General features: G+C 48.8%; 30 protein-coding genes. 11 read left to right on the forward strand and 19 right to left on the reverse strand.

The window, feature by feature from the left end:
* Window positions 1-35 precede the first annotated feature (35 nt).
* The 15 genes from LK04_RS09865 to LK04_RS09940 all read right to left on the reverse strand — a co-directional run bounded on the left by LK04_RS09865 (window position 36) and on the right by LK04_RS09940 (window position 11,005).
* Entirely contained in the window at window positions 36-350 is a 315-nt protein-coding gene (locus tag LK04_RS09865; protein WP_039330953.1) for a hypothetical protein, read from the reverse strand.
* Between the two features lie 552 nt (window positions 351-902).
* A complete protein-coding gene (locus LK04_RS09870; protein WP_039330955.1) occupies window positions 903-1,286 on the reverse strand; it encodes a hypothetical protein in 384 nt (127 codons plus the stop codon).
* On the reverse strand, window positions 1,283-1,774 hold the full coding sequence (locus LK04_RS09875) for a lysozyme (protein WP_039330957.1): 492 nt from the start codon (window positions 1,772-1,774) through the stop codon (window positions 1,283-1,285). Before LK04_RS09875 ends, LK04_RS09870 begins: the two co-directional genes overlap by 4 nt.
* 2 nt (window positions 1,775-1,776) lie before the next feature.
* Window positions 1,777-2,022, reverse strand: a complete 246-nt coding sequence (locus LK04_RS09880) for a phage holin (protein ID WP_039331022.1) — start codon at window positions 2,020-2,022, stop codon at window positions 1,777-1,779.
* A gap of 2,197 nt (window positions 2,023-4,219) precedes the next feature.
* Window positions 4,220-4,822, reverse strand: coding sequence for a hypothetical protein (locus LK04_RS09890; protein WP_039330961.1), 603 nt, complete (start codon window positions 4,820-4,822; stop codon window positions 4,220-4,222).
* Between the two features lie 111 nt (window positions 4,823-4,933).
* Entirely contained in the window at window positions 4,934-5,551 is a 618-nt protein-coding gene (locus tag LK04_RS09895; protein ID WP_039330963.1) for a recombination protein NinG, read from the reverse strand.
* A gap of 475 nt (window positions 5,552-6,026) precedes the next feature.
* Window positions 6,027-6,245 carry a hypothetical protein gene (locus LK04_RS09905; protein WP_039330965.1) on the reverse strand — a complete coding sequence of 73 codons (219 nt, stop codon included), beginning with the start codon at window positions 6,243-6,245 and terminating at the stop codon, window positions 6,027-6,029.
* A complete protein-coding gene (locus LK04_RS09910; protein ID WP_039330967.1) occupies window positions 6,238-6,696 on the reverse strand; it encodes a YbcN family protein in 459 nt (152 codons plus the stop codon). Before LK04_RS09910 ends, LK04_RS09905 begins: the two co-directional genes overlap by 8 nt.
* Window positions 6,697-6,752: 56 nt before the next feature.
* Complete coding sequence (locus tag LK04_RS20765) at window positions 6,753-6,890, reverse strand: hypothetical protein (RefSeq protein ID WP_197063320.1); 138 nt, start codon at window positions 6,888-6,890, stop codon at window positions 6,753-6,755.
* 185 nt (window positions 6,891-7,075) lie between these two features.
* Complete coding sequence (locus LK04_RS09915; protein ID WP_039330969.1) at window positions 7,076-7,831, reverse strand: hypothetical protein; 756 nt, start codon at window positions 7,829-7,831, stop codon at window positions 7,076-7,078.
* A gap of 90 nt (window positions 7,832-7,921) precedes the next feature.
* Window positions 7,922-8,617: a replication protein P gene (locus tag LK04_RS09920; RefSeq protein ID WP_039330971.1), complete on the reverse strand. Its 696-nt coding sequence runs from the start codon at window positions 8,615-8,617 to the stop codon at window positions 7,922-7,924.
* Window positions 8,614-9,474 (reverse strand): replication protein, encoded by an 861-nt coding sequence (locus tag LK04_RS09925; protein WP_081998089.1) that lies wholly within the window; start codon window positions 9,472-9,474, stop codon window positions 8,614-8,616. The genes LK04_RS09920 and LK04_RS09925 overlap by 4 nt, the downstream gene beginning before the upstream one ends.
* A 53-nt stretch (window positions 9,475-9,527) precedes the next feature.
* Window positions 9,528-10,358, reverse strand: a complete 831-nt coding sequence (locus LK04_RS09930; protein WP_039330975.1) for a ParB/RepB/Spo0J family partition protein — start codon at window positions 10,356-10,358, stop codon at window positions 9,528-9,530.
* A 36-nt stretch (window positions 10,359-10,394) separates the two neighbouring features.
* Complete coding sequence (locus tag LK04_RS09935) at window positions 10,395-10,667, reverse strand: CII family transcriptional regulator (RefSeq protein WP_039330978.1); 273 nt, start codon at window positions 10,665-10,667, stop codon at window positions 10,395-10,397.
* Window positions 10,668-10,801: 134 nt separating this feature from the next.
* Complete coding sequence (locus LK04_RS09940) at window positions 10,802-11,005, reverse strand: Cro/CI family transcriptional regulator (RefSeq protein ID WP_039330980.1); 204 nt, start codon at window positions 11,003-11,005, stop codon at window positions 10,802-10,804.
* 100 nt (window positions 11,006-11,105) lie between these two features.
* Here LK04_RS09940 and LK04_RS09945 point away from each other — a divergent pair, with 100 nt between their 5' ends.
* The 4 genes from LK04_RS09945 to LK04_RS09955 all read left to right on the forward strand — a co-directional run bounded on the left by LK04_RS09945 (window position 11,106) and on the right by LK04_RS09955 (window position 13,277).
* Window positions 11,106-11,813 (forward strand): LexA family protein, encoded by a 708-nt coding sequence (locus LK04_RS09945; protein ID WP_039330981.1) that lies wholly within the window; start codon window positions 11,106-11,108, stop codon window positions 11,811-11,813.
* A gap of 111 nt (window positions 11,814-11,924) precedes the next feature.
* Window positions 11,925-12,023, forward strand: a complete 99-nt coding sequence (locus tag LK04_RS20660) for a YoaK family small membrane protein (RefSeq protein WP_013512152.1) — start codon at window positions 11,925-11,927, stop codon at window positions 12,021-12,023.
* Between the two features lie 38 nt (window positions 12,024-12,061).
* Window positions 12,062-12,274, forward strand: coding sequence for a hypothetical protein (locus LK04_RS09950; protein WP_039330982.1), 213 nt, complete (start codon window positions 12,062-12,064; stop codon window positions 12,272-12,274).
* Between the two features lie 82 nt (window positions 12,275-12,356).
* Window positions 12,357-13,277, forward strand: a complete 921-nt coding sequence (locus tag LK04_RS09955) for a hypothetical protein (RefSeq protein WP_039330983.1) — start codon at window positions 12,357-12,359, stop codon at window positions 13,275-13,277.
* 52 nt (window positions 13,278-13,329) lie between these two features.
* On the opposite strand, the gene LK04_RS09960 is transcribed toward LK04_RS09955, so the two are convergent.
* Window positions 13,330-13,512, reverse strand: coding sequence for a hypothetical protein (locus LK04_RS09960; RefSeq protein ID WP_039330984.1), 183 nt, complete (start codon window positions 13,510-13,512; stop codon window positions 13,330-13,332).
* 387 nt (window positions 13,513-13,899) lie between these two features.
* On the opposite strand from LK04_RS09960, the gene LK04_RS09965 reads away from it, so the two are divergent.
* A complete protein-coding gene (locus LK04_RS09965; RefSeq protein ID WP_039330985.1) occupies window positions 13,900-14,226 on the forward strand; it encodes a hypothetical protein in 327 nt (108 codons plus the stop codon).
* A gap of 57 nt (window positions 14,227-14,283) precedes the next feature.
* On the opposite strand, the gene iraP is transcribed toward LK04_RS09965, so the two are convergent.
* From iraP to LK04_RS20885, 3 genes are all read right to left on the reverse strand, one after another.
* The gene (gene iraP / locus LK04_RS09970; protein WP_039330986.1) at window positions 14,284-14,646 is read right to left on the reverse strand and encodes an anti-adapter protein IraP; all 363 of its coding nucleotides are present in this window, start codon (window positions 14,644-14,646) and stop codon (window positions 14,284-14,286) included.
* A 160-nt stretch (window positions 14,647-14,806) separates the two neighbouring features.
* On the reverse strand, window positions 14,807-14,932 hold the full coding sequence (locus tag LK04_RS20115) for a DUF2256 domain-containing protein (RefSeq protein ID WP_197063321.1): 126 nt from the start codon (window positions 14,930-14,932) through the stop codon (window positions 14,807-14,809).
* A complete protein-coding gene (locus tag LK04_RS20885; protein ID WP_071885743.1) occupies window positions 14,925-15,188 on the reverse strand; it encodes a hypothetical protein in 264 nt (87 codons plus the stop codon). Before LK04_RS20885 ends, LK04_RS20115 begins: the two co-directional genes overlap by 8 nt.
* Window positions 15,189-15,307: 119 nt before the next feature.
* Between LK04_RS20885 and LK04_RS09975 the strand changes: the two genes are divergently transcribed.
* Genes LK04_RS09975 through LK04_RS09995 form a run of 6 tightly spaced genes read left to right on the forward strand, consistent with a single transcriptional unit; the run spans window position 15,308 to window position 18,802 of the window.
* On the forward strand, window positions 15,308-16,420 hold the full coding sequence (locus LK04_RS09975) for a hypothetical protein (RefSeq protein WP_039330987.1): 1,113 nt from the start codon (window positions 15,308-15,310) through the stop codon (window positions 16,418-16,420).
* Window positions 16,421-16,454: 34 nt separating this feature from the next.
* Complete coding sequence (locus LK04_RS09980; RefSeq protein ID WP_039330988.1) at window positions 16,455-16,634, forward strand: hypothetical protein; 180 nt, start codon at window positions 16,455-16,457, stop codon at window positions 16,632-16,634.
* Window positions 16,631-16,774, forward strand: a complete 144-nt coding sequence (locus tag LK04_RS20665) for a hypothetical protein (protein WP_156138052.1) — start codon at window positions 16,631-16,633, stop codon at window positions 16,772-16,774. The genes LK04_RS09980 and LK04_RS20665 overlap by 4 nt, the downstream gene beginning before the upstream one ends.
* Window positions 16,771-17,088, forward strand: coding sequence for a hypothetical protein (locus tag LK04_RS09985; protein ID WP_039330989.1), 318 nt, complete (start codon window positions 16,771-16,773; stop codon window positions 17,086-17,088). Before LK04_RS20665 ends, LK04_RS09985 begins: the two co-directional genes overlap by 4 nt.
* Window positions 17,088-17,906: a PD-(D/E)XK nuclease-like domain-containing protein gene (locus LK04_RS09990; protein ID WP_039330990.1), complete on the forward strand. Its 819-nt coding sequence runs from the start codon at window positions 17,088-17,090 to the stop codon at window positions 17,904-17,906. Before LK04_RS09985 ends, LK04_RS09990 begins: the two co-directional genes overlap by 1 nt.
* Window positions 17,903-18,802, forward strand: a complete 900-nt coding sequence (locus tag LK04_RS09995; protein ID WP_039330991.1) for a RecT family recombinase — start codon at window positions 17,903-17,905, stop codon at window positions 18,800-18,802. Before LK04_RS09990 ends, LK04_RS09995 begins: the two co-directional genes overlap by 4 nt.
* Window positions 18,803-18,962: the final 160 nt, after the last annotated feature.

The following is an 18,962-nucleotide window of genomic DNA, read 5'->3' on the forward strand; positions in this document are numbered from 1 at the left end:
ACGTATAAAGTGAATCATTCCTGCTCATTCGCAGCTCAGGCATGGGAAGCCACCCGGGCAGCATGAGAAGCCATTGCATTCTGCTTGAATGACTTCACTCGGGAAATCGCATAGCGTATCGCTTTTATCCAGCGAGGGTCGGCTGAAATTATCAGGGAGTTTTTTAGCGAAGTATGTAAACCACTCCATACCATGATGCGTACAGACACATCTCTCCCCAGCCTGTGGTTGAAGTGAGTTAAGATTGAGTTGATTGCTTCTTTGGTTTGCTGGTAGCCGTCCCCCATCTGATACATGCCCGCCAGACGTTTAATCTGAATTTCACACTCAGTCGCAATGTCATCTTGCATGATAAGCTCCGTTTTCGTCTTTGAAATTTGACTTAACGAAGAAAAGTGTAGTTGCTACCACTCAAATTTTCGACCAATTTAACTTCGAGTACGGCAGAGATTTTATCAACCAAACGAATCGGATACTTAAATATTGACAATGGGTTATATTTAAATTGCGCGCTATTTACTTAAGAAATGTCTGGTATTTGTCATTATTACCAAAAGTTTCCGTCAAATCCCGGCAACATATTTTGAAAGGTATACAATTCACCCCGCACTGGTAATGTGCCTTAGTGCATATTCCATGATTAACGAGCAGCATTAATAGCTGACAACCCTGTGTGTGACATCTCCCGCCGTAGTCCGATACGGCGGATTTTTTTTCCAGTCAGAATTTACCTGCTCTTGCAGAACAGCCTTCATTAACGCCCCTCTATCACAACCCTTCACCTCACAGATTTTCATATGTTCAGCTATTGCCAAGCTTTGTACCAGGCCTGCCATCGGTAAGTGTTGAGTCGGAGCGTTCTCACACAATCCGCATTCTCAACATCCGATTGCAAGTCTGCATCACTGTCCTTTCCCGCCGGACTGAGTTTGCATGGCGGGCTCATCAAATCCTGCGATATTGTTGGCCGCGTCGATTGCTCGCTGCCGCAGGCTGACAGCAGCATCATCAAAACGGCACACAGTGCGATTCGGATCCTGAACATATTTCACCACGTCGCGTGTAATGGTTCGATAGATGACTTTTCCATCAGCGTTGGCGGCTGCCGCTCTCTGCTCAATGGGAACCAGCTTGGATTCGGCCTTCTGTTTCTTGATTGCATATTCAGCGTTAACTTTGGCGCTGTGGGCATACCAGCCATTAAGGTAACGAACCTGCCCGTAAACTAAAGCCGCGACAATCATCAATGCGATGGTAATCAGAACGGATCGCAGGCTAAATGTCATTTCTGCCCCCACAAGCAAACTTCGCGCTCAATCTCACGGCGATTCATTAACCCTTTCCACTTTTGTCCCCCCGCGTATACCCATCGGCGCAACTGGTCGCAGGCGCCAGCGGTGTCTCCCTGGTTGATGCGCTGAAGTAGAGTCGAGGTTTTGAAGTTGCCAGCGCCAACGTTATAGGCGAACGAGTAGATAGCAGCGCGGGTTTCATCCGGTATTGGCTTTTTGATATAGGGGTCAATCTGAGCAGCTGTTGTGCGCAGATCCTTATCGAGTAGCGCGCGGCATTCCAGTTCTGTGTAGGTCTTACCAAGCATGATGTCTATGCCAGTGTGCCCATAACAAACAGTCCAGATACCGGCCACGTCTTTATATGGGGTGTATTCAACGCCTTCAAGTGAAGGGATGAGCGTTGTAGCAATAGCAATCGCGCCAGCCCCGCCGCCTACGGCAGCAACTAGCTTTTTCCGTAGAGACGGGGATAGGGACATGTTTACTGATCCTGTGGTGGGTTTGGAACGTATCCACGACGCAGAGCGGCTTCATAAGCACGTGTCTGCCGATTTTTGTAATACAGATTCACCAGGAAGGTGGCGATACCGATTACCACGCCGCTGATTACTGCAATCTGGTTCCAGTCGAGGTCATGAATCCATTGCGACACACTACCTCCGCAGACCAGCGTGCCAGAGACGCAATAGCTGGCACCTGATGCAAGTTTGTCAGGCATAATTTTCATATCCAACCCCATTTAGGGGATCCGCTTTTAAGATTTTGCCGAGGGATGAAGAAAGCGAACCCGGTTATAATTTCAACTGCTGAGGAAGAAACTTTCCAGAGTTCGACATAACCCGCCTTGCGCGGGTTTTCTTTTGCCAGTAGTCGAAAAAAAAGATGCCCGCCACCACTTGGGGATATTCCTTGAGGTCATAGGGATTGGCAGGGGCGAAAACGATAAAGGCTCGCCGAAGCGAGCCCTTATATACGTGAATTTGGAATTGCTATGCCGGGTGCCTCCCGGTGATAAGTACCAGCCAATACTTACCGCTTGAGACCGATCTTGGGAGTAAAGCTGACGCCCCTCCGCATAGGGGGATTCATAGCAATATTATCATATTAGCAGGTTGCCGGAACGCCGGGTGCCTCCCGGTGAACGAAGTGCAGCCACCTCCGTCCGCAAACTTGCGCTGGTTCTTGGCTGATGCCCCGCCGCTTAGGGGGATTCGTTCCAACACTGAATATAACATACGGTGCCGGGTGCCTCCCGGTGAACAAAGCCAGTACACTCTGTCCGCGTTAGTCCCGTCTTGGAGAAAAATGCCGCCCCATTCACTGCCGCCCCGCCGCACAGGGGGATTCACCGTATTATTATAATAACACACCAAAATTAATCTGCTGCGGTGCCGGGTGCCTCCCGGTGAGTAAGTACAGCCATGCTTACCCGCGATTAGGCTTGTTGTTACTCAGGAGAGTAATAGCTGCCGCCCCTTCGCATAGAGGGATTCACCGCATTGGTCTAAATGTAGACCAGATACGCTTGATTATGAAGACTATTCATAATTTTAAGTTGGCATACGAAATCTCAATCAAACATAAAGCAACTGAACTTCAACTACGTGCCCCTGATCGATTAACTTATTATCTCATAAACAAAAGCCCCGTCGGTTAGGACGGGGCTCAGGGCCTGGTATGCGAGATGAATGATTGGACGATAAAACAAATAACACCAGGCAACAGTTTATTTACTAAATCACTATTATCATGTCAAGTTTGACGTAGTAAAGCACAGCTTAACCTGTGCTTCTGAAATTGGTGCGCCCGTTTATCGTCATTGATTAGGTAACAATCCATCGTTAGATGTGGCGCATTGAAATGATACACAATCAATACTAGCCGTAATCTTCGGCATTTCAACAATGTTAATTTTTAATTTTGACGTAGAACAAAGCTCAGCAGTTTACGTCTATCAATATCGTAGTAAAGCCGTGCAGGTACAAATCCGAAAGCGCCAATCGGATTTCAAGTCTGGAAGCATCATCGATGAAAAACGTCAGGAATTCGAAAAAACGCCAATGAAAGACCTGATTAAGAATGTGCTTAAGGTATTTAAACTGATTACGCGTATATTACTCGGCGGGTACTACCCAATCTCTTGAAGAAACTTGAATTTTTATCCCGGAACTTATCATTTCGGGATCTTTTTTCAAAAAGGCCCACCAAGGTGAGCCATGCTTTGCTGAAGCATTATGGCTTATCTGCGATGCCGCTCGTTAGACGGTGAGTAAGGTACAGTCCCCTTAGCCGCTTGCTCAGACAGCCCTCCAGAGCTTTGACTGTTGCCACGCCACTAGGCGTGATTCACCGCATTAACCCCAGCATATAGTTAAGCAATATTTAAGTGAAGTCATTTTATGTCAATATTTTGACTTGATACTAAATGCTCTTTGCATTTAAAGCCGCTAATGGAAACAGAAGGGCCGCCGTCAAGGATTTTAACCCCGTCCTCTGGCACTAGTGCCAGCGCTCTGTCCAATAAGCTAACGGCGGATTAATTGACATACAGGAATAGAATCAGCTGATGATTTTAACCTACACGCCACAAAGAGATTATAGTCGCTACAGCGCCGGGTGCCTCCCGGTGGGCTCGTAAACAATCAACGATACCCGCATGTTAACGCACTTCGATTGTTATGCCCCTCCGCAAAGGGGGATACGTTGTAGCAAAAAAGAATTTAGCATTTGATTAAAACTATATGATTTTAGTAAATAAAAAAAACGCCTACGGCAGCTAACCTTGGCGCTTCTAATCATTCACAGATAATGGAACTGCTCAGTCCGCTTTGCTTCCCGAGCGTAAACTGAATATGCCAGGTCGCCCGCCCTTTGTCTTTAGCTATTGGTGCTATAAATTCTCTTCCATCATTATTTTAGGGGATTTAATTCTCCATTTCACGCTTAATTGCGTAAAACATTTCCCCTTCAAGGATGTCCAGTGCCCATTCCATTCTGTTTCGGGCTTCCTTGAGGCTTATGCCCGTGAAATAGATCAGAGATGCACTTATGTTTTGCACGCTCTTGCGTTTGCAATAACGTAATCTGGCTACGTTTTTAATCGGGTTGTCCTTACCGAATGTTTTCACCATAACCGATTCAACAAAGGCAGCATCATCTGATTCTTTGGCGAGAGCAATGATGTTTGCTGTTGAGGTTTGCGGCATCAGCAGGTCACGGGCTTTGCGGAATAACTCTTTTCCGCGCAAACCTTCACAGTGAAGCTCTGATACGATTTTCTCAATCTGCCTGCCCTTCTGTTCGCTCCATTCGCAACGCATCATAAGGCGGCCGATAACGTTCACTTCTCCCCGATCGTAATCTTCATTGCCGAGGTGCTGCCCCCATACGGTGAGCATGTTACGCACCCACGCCTGTTGAGATGAGTTGATAGTCTTCCACCCGTTACCAAACAGGCGGCGCATGTCCGCAGCGCTGCGTACACCGGCAAGCCTGACGAGTTGCTGGAAGTCTCGTTCAATGCGCATGTCTGAGCCTCTTGAGTTTTGCTGAGTTACAGATGATCCGATAGTTGATTTCCCCCAAGCCAGGCATTCGCAGGAGCGTGAATCGGAGCCACTTCTTTTTGAGGTATTCGGTCATGCTGCTTCGCTCCTTTGTGCGATCAGCTCGCGTGTCTTTTGACGGTAGTGTGCTGCTAGTTCCTGCAACTCTTCCCGCGTCCACTTGCTAATAGGGTGTGGCCCCATAAGGCGATCGAAAGCATCCTGCCCAATTTTCTTAATCAGGTTTGGCGTGTAGTTTTCGATGTTTCCTGAGAGGTGCTGATTGCAGGGAACGCACTGCTTATGGCAGTTGGTTTCGTCATAACGTGTGGCCGGCGATGCACCGCGGGTACGGTAATGACCAGCATCATATTTTCCATCGTGAAAGCGACCGCAACTTATGCATGGAGCGGCGGCATCGCGGGTGCGGATAAACTCGTTGAAGGCGGCTTGAGCTTGTTTGTGGAAGTGTCTGAGGGGCTGTAGTGCTAACTTGCGAATCTTGAGGTGGCGTGTTTCCTGCTGTGCTTCTTTCTTTCTGAACTTGTCCTGCTGCTGTATCCGTTTCTTTCTGGCTGCTGTTGCGAGATGGTTTATCAGTTCGTCCTGGTGCTCATCGCAACACCACCACTGATAAAGAGTAAGAGGCTTATAGCGCTTTTTACATATTCTGCATTTACGCACTTTAGGTATTTTCCTTTCTTCAGGCATTGCACCTCTCCTTACTGCGGTCATCATAATATCTGAGGTCGTCGCCCTTTAGCGGCATAAGGTATTTGGATGGGAAAATACACCAGCCATAATTTCTGAAATCCCTTAATGAGACGGACATTTTGCCAACACATACAATGTCACCTACACACAGCCAGCCGCCTGTGTTAGAAGGCATTTTTCCGCAAGTGCCATCTGGTGCATTGAAAAATTCTCCAGCCTGGACCCAACTCAGTAATGTTACAGACTTTCCGACGTTCTCAGGATTCACTGAGTCAATTACCAAGGCAACGCAACCTGCTTCAAGTCCTGATTTCATCGGATTTTCTCCATATGAACACATTTGGTCCTAATTCACATTCATAAGGACCCGGAAGTTTAAAAGCTATTACAGGGAAGACATGGTTAAAACTTCGGACGTTATCTTTGTTCTAATTTAAATATTAGATGGTAAATACAGAATTGCATGATGGAGTTATGACACTTCATCTGTGCGATTCTTTTGCACATAATCGGGCCAATATTTACTGAGGATGATTGCTGGTACCTTCAGCTTCAGACCGAGCGAGTGCGCCTTACTTGTTACAGCTGACACCGATTTGTTTATAGCGGCAGCCATGACGTGCACAGGAACTTTTCCGGCGACGCGTTCGATATAAGCCAGATCCTTATCGGACCATGTCTTTTTAGCCATTTTGATTGTCCTTCAGTTTTTGATATTCGCTATCGTGGGGAATGGTCAGTGACAGCCCGAACTGCCCGCACCACTTTTCAACCTGATTCAGGAAGAAATGCATGTCTCCGGTATCGAGGCTGGAAGTGTGGCGTGGTTCGTAGGTGGTGACCTTCTCGCCGGTAACGAAGTCGGTGTAAGTGATTTCTTCACAGCCCAGGTAAGTTCTTTTGAGGTTGCGCTTTACCCATTCAGGTGTGGCATCGATACGGCCGGACTTAATGAGGTATTCGCTGATTTCGCCAAACCACATATGGGCCAGGTTGTTCTGCGAAAGGCTACGTTTTTCTTTCCAAGGCCTGAGTATTAGCCGGTAGCATTCGCCAGATTCGAGCAAAGGCAGTAACTGTTGCCCCACGTCGAGGAAGTTCGATTTGTGCAACCGAACCCCTTTATTTGAGATGTCGGCCATATAATTTAACTGGTTTATTTTTAAGTTTTGCTTGATTTCCCTGGTGCTTAGTTTACTTAACGGTGAGGGTAAGCCCAGGAGTGGTCAATGCCCATTGATGATAAAATTCCGGTAATGGCTAAGTAAGCCAATACCAGCGTGAAGATAACAATTGCTGTAATTTCAAGTGACTTTAAAACATGATGCTTAGCCATAAATATCCCTCTTCAGTTTGTGTGTATTGAACCTCCTTACTGAAAATACGATGTTACCGGTAAAGTGCAAGTCGAATTCACACTTTGAAACGTAAAGCAGAACTTATTGATTTTTTGCGTTGCGAACTTAAACCGCTTCGCTTTAGGGCAATCATCGCCTTAATTTCGAATTTTCCTAAGCCCCCCTATACAGCCAGCTGAAGTTGCATGTTGAATTTATCCCGATGCTCACAATAGATGAGCGAGCCGGGACTATTATGCGACTCAATGCGCTCAACCATTAGGGCGGCGCGAGTCTCTTTTGAGGCCGGCGCGTATGCACCAGACCACGCCTTGTCGATTCCTATATTTCTGGCAACGTTCGTGCTATCGGCGCTGGCAAGCGGAAGTTTGGTGAAGATGAGCGGGTTCAGCATACGCAGGCCGTGAAGCTTGGTGATGGGTTGCCCGTAATCATCGGTGACATGGCGAATCAGGTCTTTCATGCGCGCCACTGCGATGTTTGGCCGCTTAACGTCATACTCGCCACAACTGCCTATCGCCACCCGCGGATACGTGTTGCACAGTCGAATAAATCGCTCGTCACTTTCGTTCATGTGCCATACCGGTACACCATAGAAAACACCGTGCGGCCATTCCTCGAGTAATGCCTCGTTCTCAGCTTCACCACCATCGATGACGTCAGGGATTATCGCGAAGTCGAAGCCAGGATTATTTTTCCAGCGCGCTACAAACTCGTAATAATCGCTCCACTCGATTTTATTCCGGCCAGCTGCTTTCCAAGCAGTAAACGCGCCGTTATCGAGGGCGAATGACTGGCAGTATTCAGAGGCGAGGTTAATCTGGCTTGCGTGGGCAAAGGATATGAATGCGTGCCGGGCTTTCCACGCTTTGATGGCGCAGGTGTCAGGCGTTATTGGTCCGCCGTGATAATGGATCATCATTTAACTCCATGTTCGCTGTGAATGCATACCCTGTTTTCTACCGGCAATCGTTGGATAAAGGCACGAAGCAACTGCAGTTTCCATCGCTCATGACTTACCTCGCTTCAGGGTGGCACGGAGCATCGCAATGCCTTCCTGCGCTTTCTCGTTAGTTGATGGGATAGAGAGCTTTAACAGCTGCTTACGCGGCTCGGGTATTTCTTCTCCAGCTTCGATGCGCTGTGACATCTTGCGCAGCTCAGAGCGGCATTTCACGCGTAGTTCGGGTTCACTCAGATTGTTAGCTCGCATCATGCTGTACAGGCCGGTGACCATCCAGTATTCGGCGTTGCTGCCCCACGGATAGTCTTCTGCCGTAACGTAACCGCCGCGTCTGGCGCAGTAGGTCATCACAAGCGAATACAGCATGTCTTCGTCTGGCAGCCCAGCAGCGAAAAATGAGCCCTTCTTGCACCATGCGATGAACTCACCAGGTGACGGCAGGAAAGGCGAACCGCTGGCACGCGCTTCACGCATACCGGCTGAAAGTTGCTGGCGATTGTGAATGCCGTTCTCTGCGAAAGCGGCGATCCACTGGCGCTTGGCTGCTGCTTCGTCTTCCGGACGCTTCCAGGCGGTGCTTACTGATGCCGGGAAGACCTGCTTCAGGTTGGTGAATAGCGCATCAACCAGACGTTCCACGTCTTCGTGTACACCGCGTTCGACAGGTGGCGGTCCATCACCAGCCATGCGGGCCAGCGCGCTACTGTCACGTTTTTGAATTGCTGATACGAGTTGTCTCATAGAAATTCATTCTCCCAGGCCTCGCGGCTGTTCCAGTGATGAGTGGACTCTTGTGGCGCAGATGCATGTCGGTTGCGGTTTGATTGGTTCATCTGAGCCTTAAGCGTGTCCCACTTTTCGCGAAGCTTTACAGGACTCATGACATTGGTTTGCCAGAAGGCATCGGTGTTAGCCCATTTGAACAATTCGCAGATTTCATGATGGGTGCACTTCAGCGCATTGCGCATCAGGCGAATATCGTTAGACCAAGCTGGCCAGTTAGGCTCCTGAGCTGTCGGAGAGACGATGAGTACCTTCGTGAAAATCCACTCTGCCGCTTTCAGGTCGTCGGCTGTACCCCACTTATCGCCTTTCGGTGACTGTACAGCTGCATCAGGACGAAGAGCAGGAAGCTGCTTAAGGGGTGAGTCTGAGGATTCGAAAGAATTCTCAGACGTAGTGTTTTTATTAATGTTCTTGTTCTTATATTGGGTGGCTACCGTTTTCGGGAAGGTTTTTCCTGATTTCGGGAAGGATTTTCCCGGTTTCGGGAATTTTGTTCCCGTTTCCGGTTTGTCTAAAATCCACGCTGAAATTTCAGTATTTACCCCTACAAGTTTCATCATCCCCTGCTTATGGCTGAAGATGATATTTCTCTCTGCCAGAGATTTGATAGCATCCGATACGTGCGTGTCGCTCAGCCCCGTCAACTCAGCAATCACAGTGTTCGTTACCCTGTCCTGCTTTTTGTTCCATCCGTAAGTGAGCCATATCACCGCTTCAAAACATTGCCATTCCCGACCCGATAATTTGAGGCGCGGTTTAAGCTTCTGAATCTCGTTGGCGACCTTGGTATACCCGTTGGACAGGTCGGCCATATGACCTCCTGTTTGTTCAGTTTTCTTTGGAAATGAAATGACTTTAGCTAGGTTCATGAATCCTCCCACTTACCGGGAGTACCAGCGCGATAGTCAGTTAAGATCGCCATGACTTCTTGTACGCTCTTTGAATCGATATAAAGAATTGAATGACCTTCAGCACTTTCCCCACTTTGAGCATCAGAAATGAGCTCAGCCAGGCGACGTGCTTTGGTTGCACTAAATTTAGGAATGGCCGCACTAAGCGACAGTTTTTTCTTTCCAGCCGCTTTAGCTTTTGCCATCTGCTCGGATGCTATGCTTCCGGCATTAGGACCATGCTCACGAGCCAGAGCCACAGCGGTAGACGGTGCAACTTCGCCAGTCTTAACCATGCCTATTAGCTCATCACCACATGTCAGAAGCTGAAGGTGGTGATCAACATCGGCCACAGATCGCTTTACCTTGCTGGCGATTTCGCTCACTGACCAACCCTGATTTTCCAGACGCTGATAAGCTGCTGCGCGTTCCAGTGAAGTCAGCGGCTTGCCCTGGCTACTGGTAACCATGAAGGCAATGCGATCGGCTTCGGTACCGGAAAAGTCTTTGCACTCAAGGCGGGGAATTTCTGTACCGGATTCTGTAGCCAGAAGCGCACCGTGATAGCGGTGGTGACCATCGATGATCTTGATGCCCTTGTCAGTTACCTGCACCGCCAGAGGCGGGACAAATTCTCCAGCGATATACGCATCGCGGAATTCTTCGATGTGTGCCTGGTCGATTTCACGCACGTTGTAACCCGGCTCGATGTACAGTTCCGCCAGCGGTACCAGAAACGTTTTCTTAACCGTGGTCTCGGTGCCGTTCTTTTCTTTGCCCTTGTAATGCAGTGATAAACTACTCATAATTACTCCTGTATGTTGATCCAGTGAACCCATACATCAGGCGCTGAAACTGTTCCCGCAGTTCGGCGCTTTTTCTTTTCCCATCGCAGCAGCTACCGCTTGTCGGGCAACCTCTGCGATCAGGCTCGTTTCCCATACCTTCTCCAGCAGCACGAAAACCGTTGCCATATCGCGCAGGTTTAAGCGGCTTACTTTCGATTCATGCCATCCAGCTTCATCAGCCAAAACACGCTGGCCTTTGTGTGTCAGGCGAGATCGGAGTTCTGTTTCCACTTCATTGATTAACTTGCTGTTTCTTGCACTGTCCATATTCGATAATTCCTTTTAGAAGTTGATAGACGTGACAAAGCCGAAGCAAATGCCACGTTTGATGTGTTTGTTTCATTGGATTCGCTTTTCAGCGACGTAGGACAGGTTGTCCGTTTTTAGAGAGCGGTTGCTGCTTATGCGGCTTGTACGTCACGCTTACTACTAGGGAACGGCTTAAGTTCCTCAGCAATCACCTTGCCATTTTCGAGAATGGTTACGGTGATATTTCTCCCTGATGAAAGAGCTTTACTTATGGCGCTTTGGCGAACATTGAAGATTTCAGCTGCCTTTTCTTGCCCGTTTCGGGAGACGAAATCTGATAGAGGCAATCTTTCCATTGAGGTCTCCTTAATAACAATCACATTATCACCAATAGTAATTAAATAGTCAACACTGTTGGTGATTGGTGATTATTCCTTGCGGTTATAAAATAGTTGTATGAAAAAGAAGCCATTAACACCTGAACAAGTCGCTGACGCCTTAAGGCTTAAAGCGATCTTTGAAAGCAAGAAAAAAGAACTTGGATGGTCTCAGGAGACCTTAGCCGAGCACATCGGCATGGGACAAAGCGGCATAGCTCAGTTACTAAATGGATCCAATGCAATTGGAGCTTCGCATGCTGCAAAGCTTGCAAAGGCATTGAAGGTGACGGTTGAAGATTTCAGCCCCTCGATAGCTCTTGAGATAAAAGAGATGAACGAGTCACTTATGGGCTCGTCTGTAGTTAGAACTCATTATGAATACCCGCTGTTTACATACGTACAAGCTGGTGATTTCTCTGAGGTAGGAAGCTATACAGTAAGAGATGCAAAGGCGCACGTTCCGACTACTAAAAAGGCCAGTGAGAAAGCTTTTTGGTTAGAAGTTAAAGGTCATTCTATGACTGCCCCGCAAGGAGTGCGCCCTAGCTTTCCAGAAGGGATGCTAATCCTAGTTGATCCAGCAGAGGATGTTGAGTCTGGAGACTTCTGCATTGCCTCAGCAAACGGTGATAGTGAAGTAACTTTCAAGAAGTACGAAAAAGATGCCGGTGTTAGCTATCTGGTACCGCTGAATCCTGCCTATCGAACGCTGGATTGCGATCACAGCTGTCGCATCATCGGCAAGGTGGTTAAGGCTCAGTGGCCGGAAGAGACGTTTGGATAGAGGTACAAATGCCAGATGAACACATTACCGCCATAATGATTATCATCATCGGCATCCTTATCCTGGTCTGGCTGATGAGGCCATAGTGAGCCTAGCAAGAAAGGATTTAGCATGAAAATTGGATATCTGTTTCCAGTAGCGATCATTGTTGCTGGTATAACACTTCTGGTGTGGTTCATCGCAAGTGGAGCTTATGCGCCAGGCGGCTAATCGCAGGAAGATAGGTTTGATAATTAAGGAGAATCATTTTGGATGATGCAGATTTGGCACAAGAGCGCGAAGAAGCCCATCTGGCGGCGTCAATGTCAGCACGTAAGCCGAGGCTGGTTAGCCGAAACGGTAAATGCATTTGGTGCGAGGATGAAGAAGTCATAGCAGATACAGCCTTCTGCTCAGCTGAATGTGATGAGGACTATCACAAATACCAGCGCGAGATGAAGCAGCGCATTTCTGGTGAGTAGTGGCTGAAGATACGTTTGGATGATAGTTGAAGATTTACTGTATAAACGATCAGGTTTAGACTAATGCACAGGACGGGCATTGATGGATAGTGATGATATGAAGTTTAGAATAGTTTACGATGGACCAGCTCTGGATACGCATGAAATGGATGTGCGTGATCTTGCGCCTGCACTGCTGTCGCTATCAGATGCCTTGGAAGAAGCTGGGAAAACTATTTATGGAAGAGAAAAGCGCATATCAGTCAAAGTTAACGCATCTTTCAGGGCCGGGTCATTTGGAGTTGATTTAATTGCGCAATCATCATCATTAACAAGTCAAATTATGGGTGTCTTCTCAGGAAATAACGCCTCTGCTGCCTGCAACATCATAAGTCTTGTTGGCTTTGGATATTACGCTACAAAAGAATCCTACAAAGGACTCATCCAACTAATAAAGTGGATTGGACCGAGGAAAATAAAAAGAATTGAGCCAACATTTGATGGTTGTACAACTATTATAGTTGATGATGAAAGCGAGATTTTTGACGATCAAGTCGTTGAACTTTACAAGAATAAAAAACTTAGGCGATCCCTTGAGAAGGTGATTACCAAACCCTTGGAAAAAGATGGGATTGATAGTTTTGCAGTAACCATCGATAATGGAAAAACATTTGTAGAAGTAAGTAAAGATGAGGCAATTTATTTCAAAGTAGATGGGGTAGCCGAAACTATTATTTCTGAATCTACGACTGAAAAGGCTCTTCAGCCTATTGATATCTCTTTCAGGGAAGGCAAAAGATGGCAATTTTCTGATGGCGGATCTTTATTTGAAGCAGAGGTTAGTGACCAGCACTTTATTGAAGCCATTGACAATCAGACGGTCGCCTTCGCTAAGGGAGATCTTTTATTGGTTGATTTAAAGGTTACTCAATTTCTAGCTGAAAAGGGAATTAAGACTACTTTTGAAATTATTAACGTTAAGAAAATAATAAATCCTCAACGGCAAATCGACTTCCCATTTTGATCGAAATTTGTAAACGCGAAGTATTATAATCCAGCCGCCGCGCCAGGTTTTTTCATGCCACCGGCAACCAACCCGTCCTGACCAGTTCCGCAGCATCCCTGTAGACCCCCTTCCCGATCACGTTCGTTTCCCGCCGTCGCATCTCCTCCAGTTTCTCCGATAGCGTGTATTCAGTTATCAACTCATCACTGAATTTTAGTTCAAGCACCGCCGTGCCGATTGCCGTGGTGATCATCACTGCACGTTCTTCGTTTAGTTCGAAAAGTCATCAACTCAATTTTCACTCAAATCAGCATATCACAACTGCGACTTTGCGGGCTTTATAGTACCTATTGAAAATAAATTCCCTTTCAAATCATAAAATTCATCACCGCTCGTAATTTAATATCACCACTAGTGTTGACTATAAAATTACTATTGGTGATACTAAGCCTATCAGCAGGACGCTGGCTAACAACGAAACGGATAACACGCTCTTGTAAAAACGGTGACGGATCACCTACGTGGCTGAAAAGCCAACTAATACCAAAGCGTGAGTTTTGGGATGGGAAAGTGCAGCCCACCGAGGCGAGCCGAAGATAAGCACCGGCGCCCATCACTAAAATTCACTCAGGAGGTATCTATGACACGCAGAACTCAATTCACTGGTTCAGCTGCAGGTCGTCGACGAGAACGCCGTGCAGGCCTCCAGAGCGAAGCCAGCAACAGTTCAGAAGTAATGCACCGCCCTACTCCAAATCGCGTCGTGTTGCAGTGCAAGCGCAGGGTAACACCAAGCGTTAATCGCGCAGTCGACACCGAGACTGATTATCACAAGCAGATTCTGGCGGGTGCCGCAGCATATGTTGAATACCGCATCAGCAGCAAATTTCAGAAGGTCAGCAACGAAGCGGGTCGTCAGATTCATGCGGTGCAGAAAATGCGAGGCAAGTCGATCCCATTGATATGAGGTGAGTAAAGTTGAATGGTCTGAACTGCCAACACATTGCGCTGGCATTTAAAATGTTCAGTTCTTAGGAAGAGTTTTATCAGAAGCTTCACTTACACCGGTAATATCATTAAGACCGTCATGATTAATTTCTTCGTCAGCACCATCAACCGCTCTGGAGATGCTCAACAAATTTTGAAGTTCGCTTAACAATAATGCAGCGTCTGACTTCAACACCTCATCGGTCTCTACTGAATCAATAACTGTGTTGATAGCTTTATTTGCTCCCTCTATCATCTCGGTAACGCCGCCCTGCTTCCCTACAGCTAAAACAAGTGCACTTATCAGTAGGGATTGAGCTTCAACACGGGCTGTTAATTGTTTCATCTCCGCATCAATGTGGGAAATTTTGGCAAGCATGCTTAAGACAACGTTTTTCATGTCATTGACCCCATAAAACTTGGATCATAACTTCAGAAAGGAGCGCTGCAAACAACATAGTTCCTAAAATTTCTAACCCGTCTCATGCCAAATTTTTGAAACCTAAAATGTGGTTACTTTTTCATCAACCGATAAACATCGAGCAACATCAGTTACTTACTCACTTTCGCCGACAGCGTTCGGAACACTTGCGAACCTCATCCCAGCACTTTTCCCATTTTTTACGCCAAGTAAAGGGGCGGCCACAAACTGTGCAAATTTTGGTTGGGAGTTCGTTTTTATTCACGGTGTTCCTTATGAGATTTGGCCTCAACAAGAATCAGCGGACATTTCCTCACTTTACAGGCTTGGGAATACGCCAATTCACATACATCGCAAATACTTCTTACTTCAGACTGATATTCGTACTCCATGTAATAACGGAAGTTGCCACCATTCGTATCTGTTCGCCAGAAACGGAGGGGTTCCAGTAGTTCATCTAGCTGCCTGAAAGTCAGGCCTGTGGGGTTATGAAAACCCACTCTTACGCGATAAGTAGTCATGATTTGATAATCCCTAACCCTCTGATTTGTTACAACCCGGTAATTAATCTCGCTGTGATAGGGATTTCCTAAATACACCCGCCTCTGAGCGGGTATTTTTTTGCCCGCAGGAGAAGGAAATGAGTGAAACAACGGATTTAGTCGTCATCGAAAAGTCGAACGCGATGGCGGTGTTTACTACCAAAGAGCAGCTCGACCCGATCATTGAAGCAATCGAGAAAGAGGCGCGCAGCCTTGTTCCTGATGTCACCACGAAGAAAGGCCGTGATGCTATTGCATCAATGGCGCATAAGGTGGCCCGCTCTAAAACCTATATCGACAACGCAGGCAAGGAGCTGGTTGCCGAGCTTAAAGCCCTGCCTAAGCAGATTGACGAAAGCCGCCGCGTGGTGCGTGAGCGTCTTGACGCTCTAAAGGATGAAGTGCGTCGACCACTTAATGAGTGGGAGCAGGCAGAAGACGAACGCAAGCAGGCATTACGGCAGCGATTGGCTGACCTCAGGGCGCTGGCAGACGTTATTGACGATGCAGGTAACTATCTGCCGTCCTCTGACATTCAGGCCCGTCTCAGTGAAGCCAAAGCAGTGACGCTGGATGACACTTGGCAGGAAATTGCCACTGAAGCAGGTGTGGCTAAGGATGCCACAGTGCAGAAGCTGGAATCCGCGGTAATTGTAGCCAAACAGCGTGAAGACCAGGCCGCTGAACTCGAGCGCCTCCGCAAAGAAGCGGAAGAGAAAGCGCGCCGCGATCACGAAGAGAAGTTGAAGCAGGAAGCCGCTGAAGCCGCCCGCCGTGAAGCCGAACAGAAAGCACAGGTTGAGCACGAAGCAGCAGAGCGCCGCGAAGCAGAGTTGAAGGCCAAAGCAGAACAGGCAGAGCGTGACCGTATCGCCGCACAGGAACGTGCAGAGCGCGAAGCCAGGGAAGCGCAGGAGCGAACCGCCAGACTGGCGCAGGAAGCTCGTGAGCAGGCTGAACGCGAGAAGCAGGCAGCCATCGCCGAAGAGCAGCGCAAAGCCAAAGCGGCGGAGGATGCCCGCCTGGCTGAAGAGAAACGCATCGCCGACGAAACTGCAAAGCGCGCAGCAAACGAAGCGCACCGCAAAGCAGTGGGTACCGCTGTAGTTAACGCGCTGATCGCTAACGCTGGCCTGTCACGCGAAGCAGCTATCGCCACTCTGGTAGCGCTGAAAGACGGCCTGATTCCTCACACCACCATCAATTACTGATCACCCAATCTAACCAACACCAAGGAAACCCACGATGTCATATGCAATCGCGGGCGATGCCATCGTGGCTCGCCCTAGCTTTACCACGCCTGTAATCAACCAGTTCGCATTCAAATTATCAGGTGCAGACGTTATGCACTGGCAGCCAAAAAGCCGCTTGCAGCAGCTTTGGGAGCGTTTGGTTGAAGTTATCACGCAGGACGGCAACCCATGAAATCAGAACAAAAAGCCGAGCAGTACCAGAAGCAACAGGAAACGTGGGACCGCCAACGCGCCGAGTTACTGAAGCGCTCCAACGGCTTCACCTTCATCAACGCTTTTTTGCAGCGCCTGATCATGGGGGAACGCAAATGAAATTCCGCCTGCACAACAAAGACGGAAAAGAGGTTCAGGCCATTGCCAACAGCCTGCCGGATGGCGAACTACAGATCATCGCAGCACGTGTTGACGAAATCATGAATAAGCGCGGCATGAGCCCTATTGTGGCGCCAGCCTGCGCATGGATGCTTCGCCACTTCGACCATGAAGCCATGGGCATGTTTGACATGGATGATGAGCTGGAAATGGCAGCTGACGCATTCATGCGCGACATGATGATCACCGCCGCTAAGCGCGAGCGGGCAATTGAAATCTGGAAGCACAAACACAGTTACGACGAGGTGGCGTGATGGAACCGGGCATTTACTTCGATATCAGCAATGAGGCGTATCACCATGGCGCCGGGATCAGCAAATCACAGCTGGACGACATTTCGATTAACCCCGCCATTTTCCAGTGGCGCAAAGAAGCGCCGGAAGACGAAGAGAAGAAATCGGCACTCGACATGGGAACGGCACTTCACTGCTTGCTGCTCGAGCCGGAAGAGTTCGATAAGCGCTTCATCATCGCACCGGAGTTTAACCGCCGAACCAACGAGGGCAAGGCGAGCGAAAAAGCCTTCCTGGCGGATTGCAGCGGCATGGGTATGACGGTCATGGATGCCGAACAGGGGCGCAAGTTGCAACTGATGCGCACCAGCGCCCTCGCCCACCCCGCCGCGCGCTGGCTGCTTGAAGCTGAGGGCCATCAGGAAGCCTCGATTTACTGGAACGATGACCAGACCGGTGAGTTGTGCCGGATTCGGCCTGACAAATTCCTCACCGGGCAGCCAGTCATCGTGGACGTGAAGAAGGTGGCGGACATGAGCCGCTTCGCCCGCCACGTTGAAGAGTTCCGCTACCACGTTCAGGACGCCTACTACCGCGAAGGCTACAGCAAGCACTTCGGCGAATACCCGCTTTTCGTTTTCATCGCCGTCAGCGAGTCGATTGATTGCGGCCGGTACCCGGTTCGCGTGTTCCAGCTATGTGAGGATGACGTCACGGTTGGTTATGACCTGTTCCGCCGCGACCTGACCGCCTACCACGAATGCATGCAGTCCGGTAACTGGGGCGGCATTGAAGAAATCACGCGCCCTGAGTGGGCTAAGAGAAAGGATTACGCATGAGCAACGAACTGACGCAGTCACCAGTCAATGAGGCTGACACTAAGGCAGCCATCTTCAGCCCGAGCGGCCTGCAGAAGTTACAGGCGTTTGCCAATGTGATGGCAGAAGGTCGCGCAACGGTACCGGCACATCTGGCCGGCAAGCCTGCTGACTGTCTGGCGATCGCTCTGCAGGCCGCGCAATGGGGAATGAACCCCTACGCAGTCGCGCAGAAAACGCATCTGGTTAACGGCACACTGGGATATGAAGCTCAGTTGGTTAACGCAGTAATCACCAGCTCAACCGCTGTGCAGGGGCGTTTTAAATATGAATATGGCGGCGACTGGGAGAAGTTTAAGCCGGGGGCAGCTAACGCGGCCAATGAGCGAGGCTTGTTTGTGCGCGTCGGCGCAGTGCTGCGCGGTGAAACTGACGTCACCTGGGGTGAACCGCTATTTATGGAGTACGTCACCACGCGTAATTCCCCGCTATGGAAAACGGCACCAAAACAGCAGTTGGCTTATCTGGCCGTCAAATACTGGGCGCGCCTTTACTGCCCTGATGTGATCCTTGACGTTTATACGCCAGACGAGTTCGAGCCACAGCAGCGGTCAGAACGTGATGTTACTCCGGCGCGCAGCCGTGCCGACCTGAACAACCTGATCAACAACAAGACAGAAACACAGCAGCCTGAGCGCGAAATTAACCCAGCGACGAACACCAGTGCCCCAAAGCGCACGCCGGATGAACTGCTTGCAGATTTTACCGAAGAGGCTGGAAAGGCGGATTCAATTGACCGCCTGGACAAGTGCTACAAATACGCCTCGAAGCATCTGGCGGAGCAAGCAGAACTGCTTGATCAGGCAACCAACACCTACCTCAATCACAAATCGCGACTGGAAGAATCCGGATCGTAATTATGCGCAGCATCCCTCAGTACCGGAGAAACGGACGCCCAAACCAAGGCTTTAAGGAGAAAACCGTTTATTAACTCATCAAAAAACCAATGACAGGGGGCGAATTAAGCGCCCTTTTTCAAATGTCACTCGGTGAGTTTAACGCGCTCATGCAAGGCTA

Origin of the sequence: Pantoea vagans, from assembly GCF_001506165.1 — a bacterium.
Taxonomy (GTDB): Bacteria; Pseudomonadota; Gammaproteobacteria; order Enterobacterales; family Enterobacteriaceae; genus Pantoea; species Pantoea vagans_C.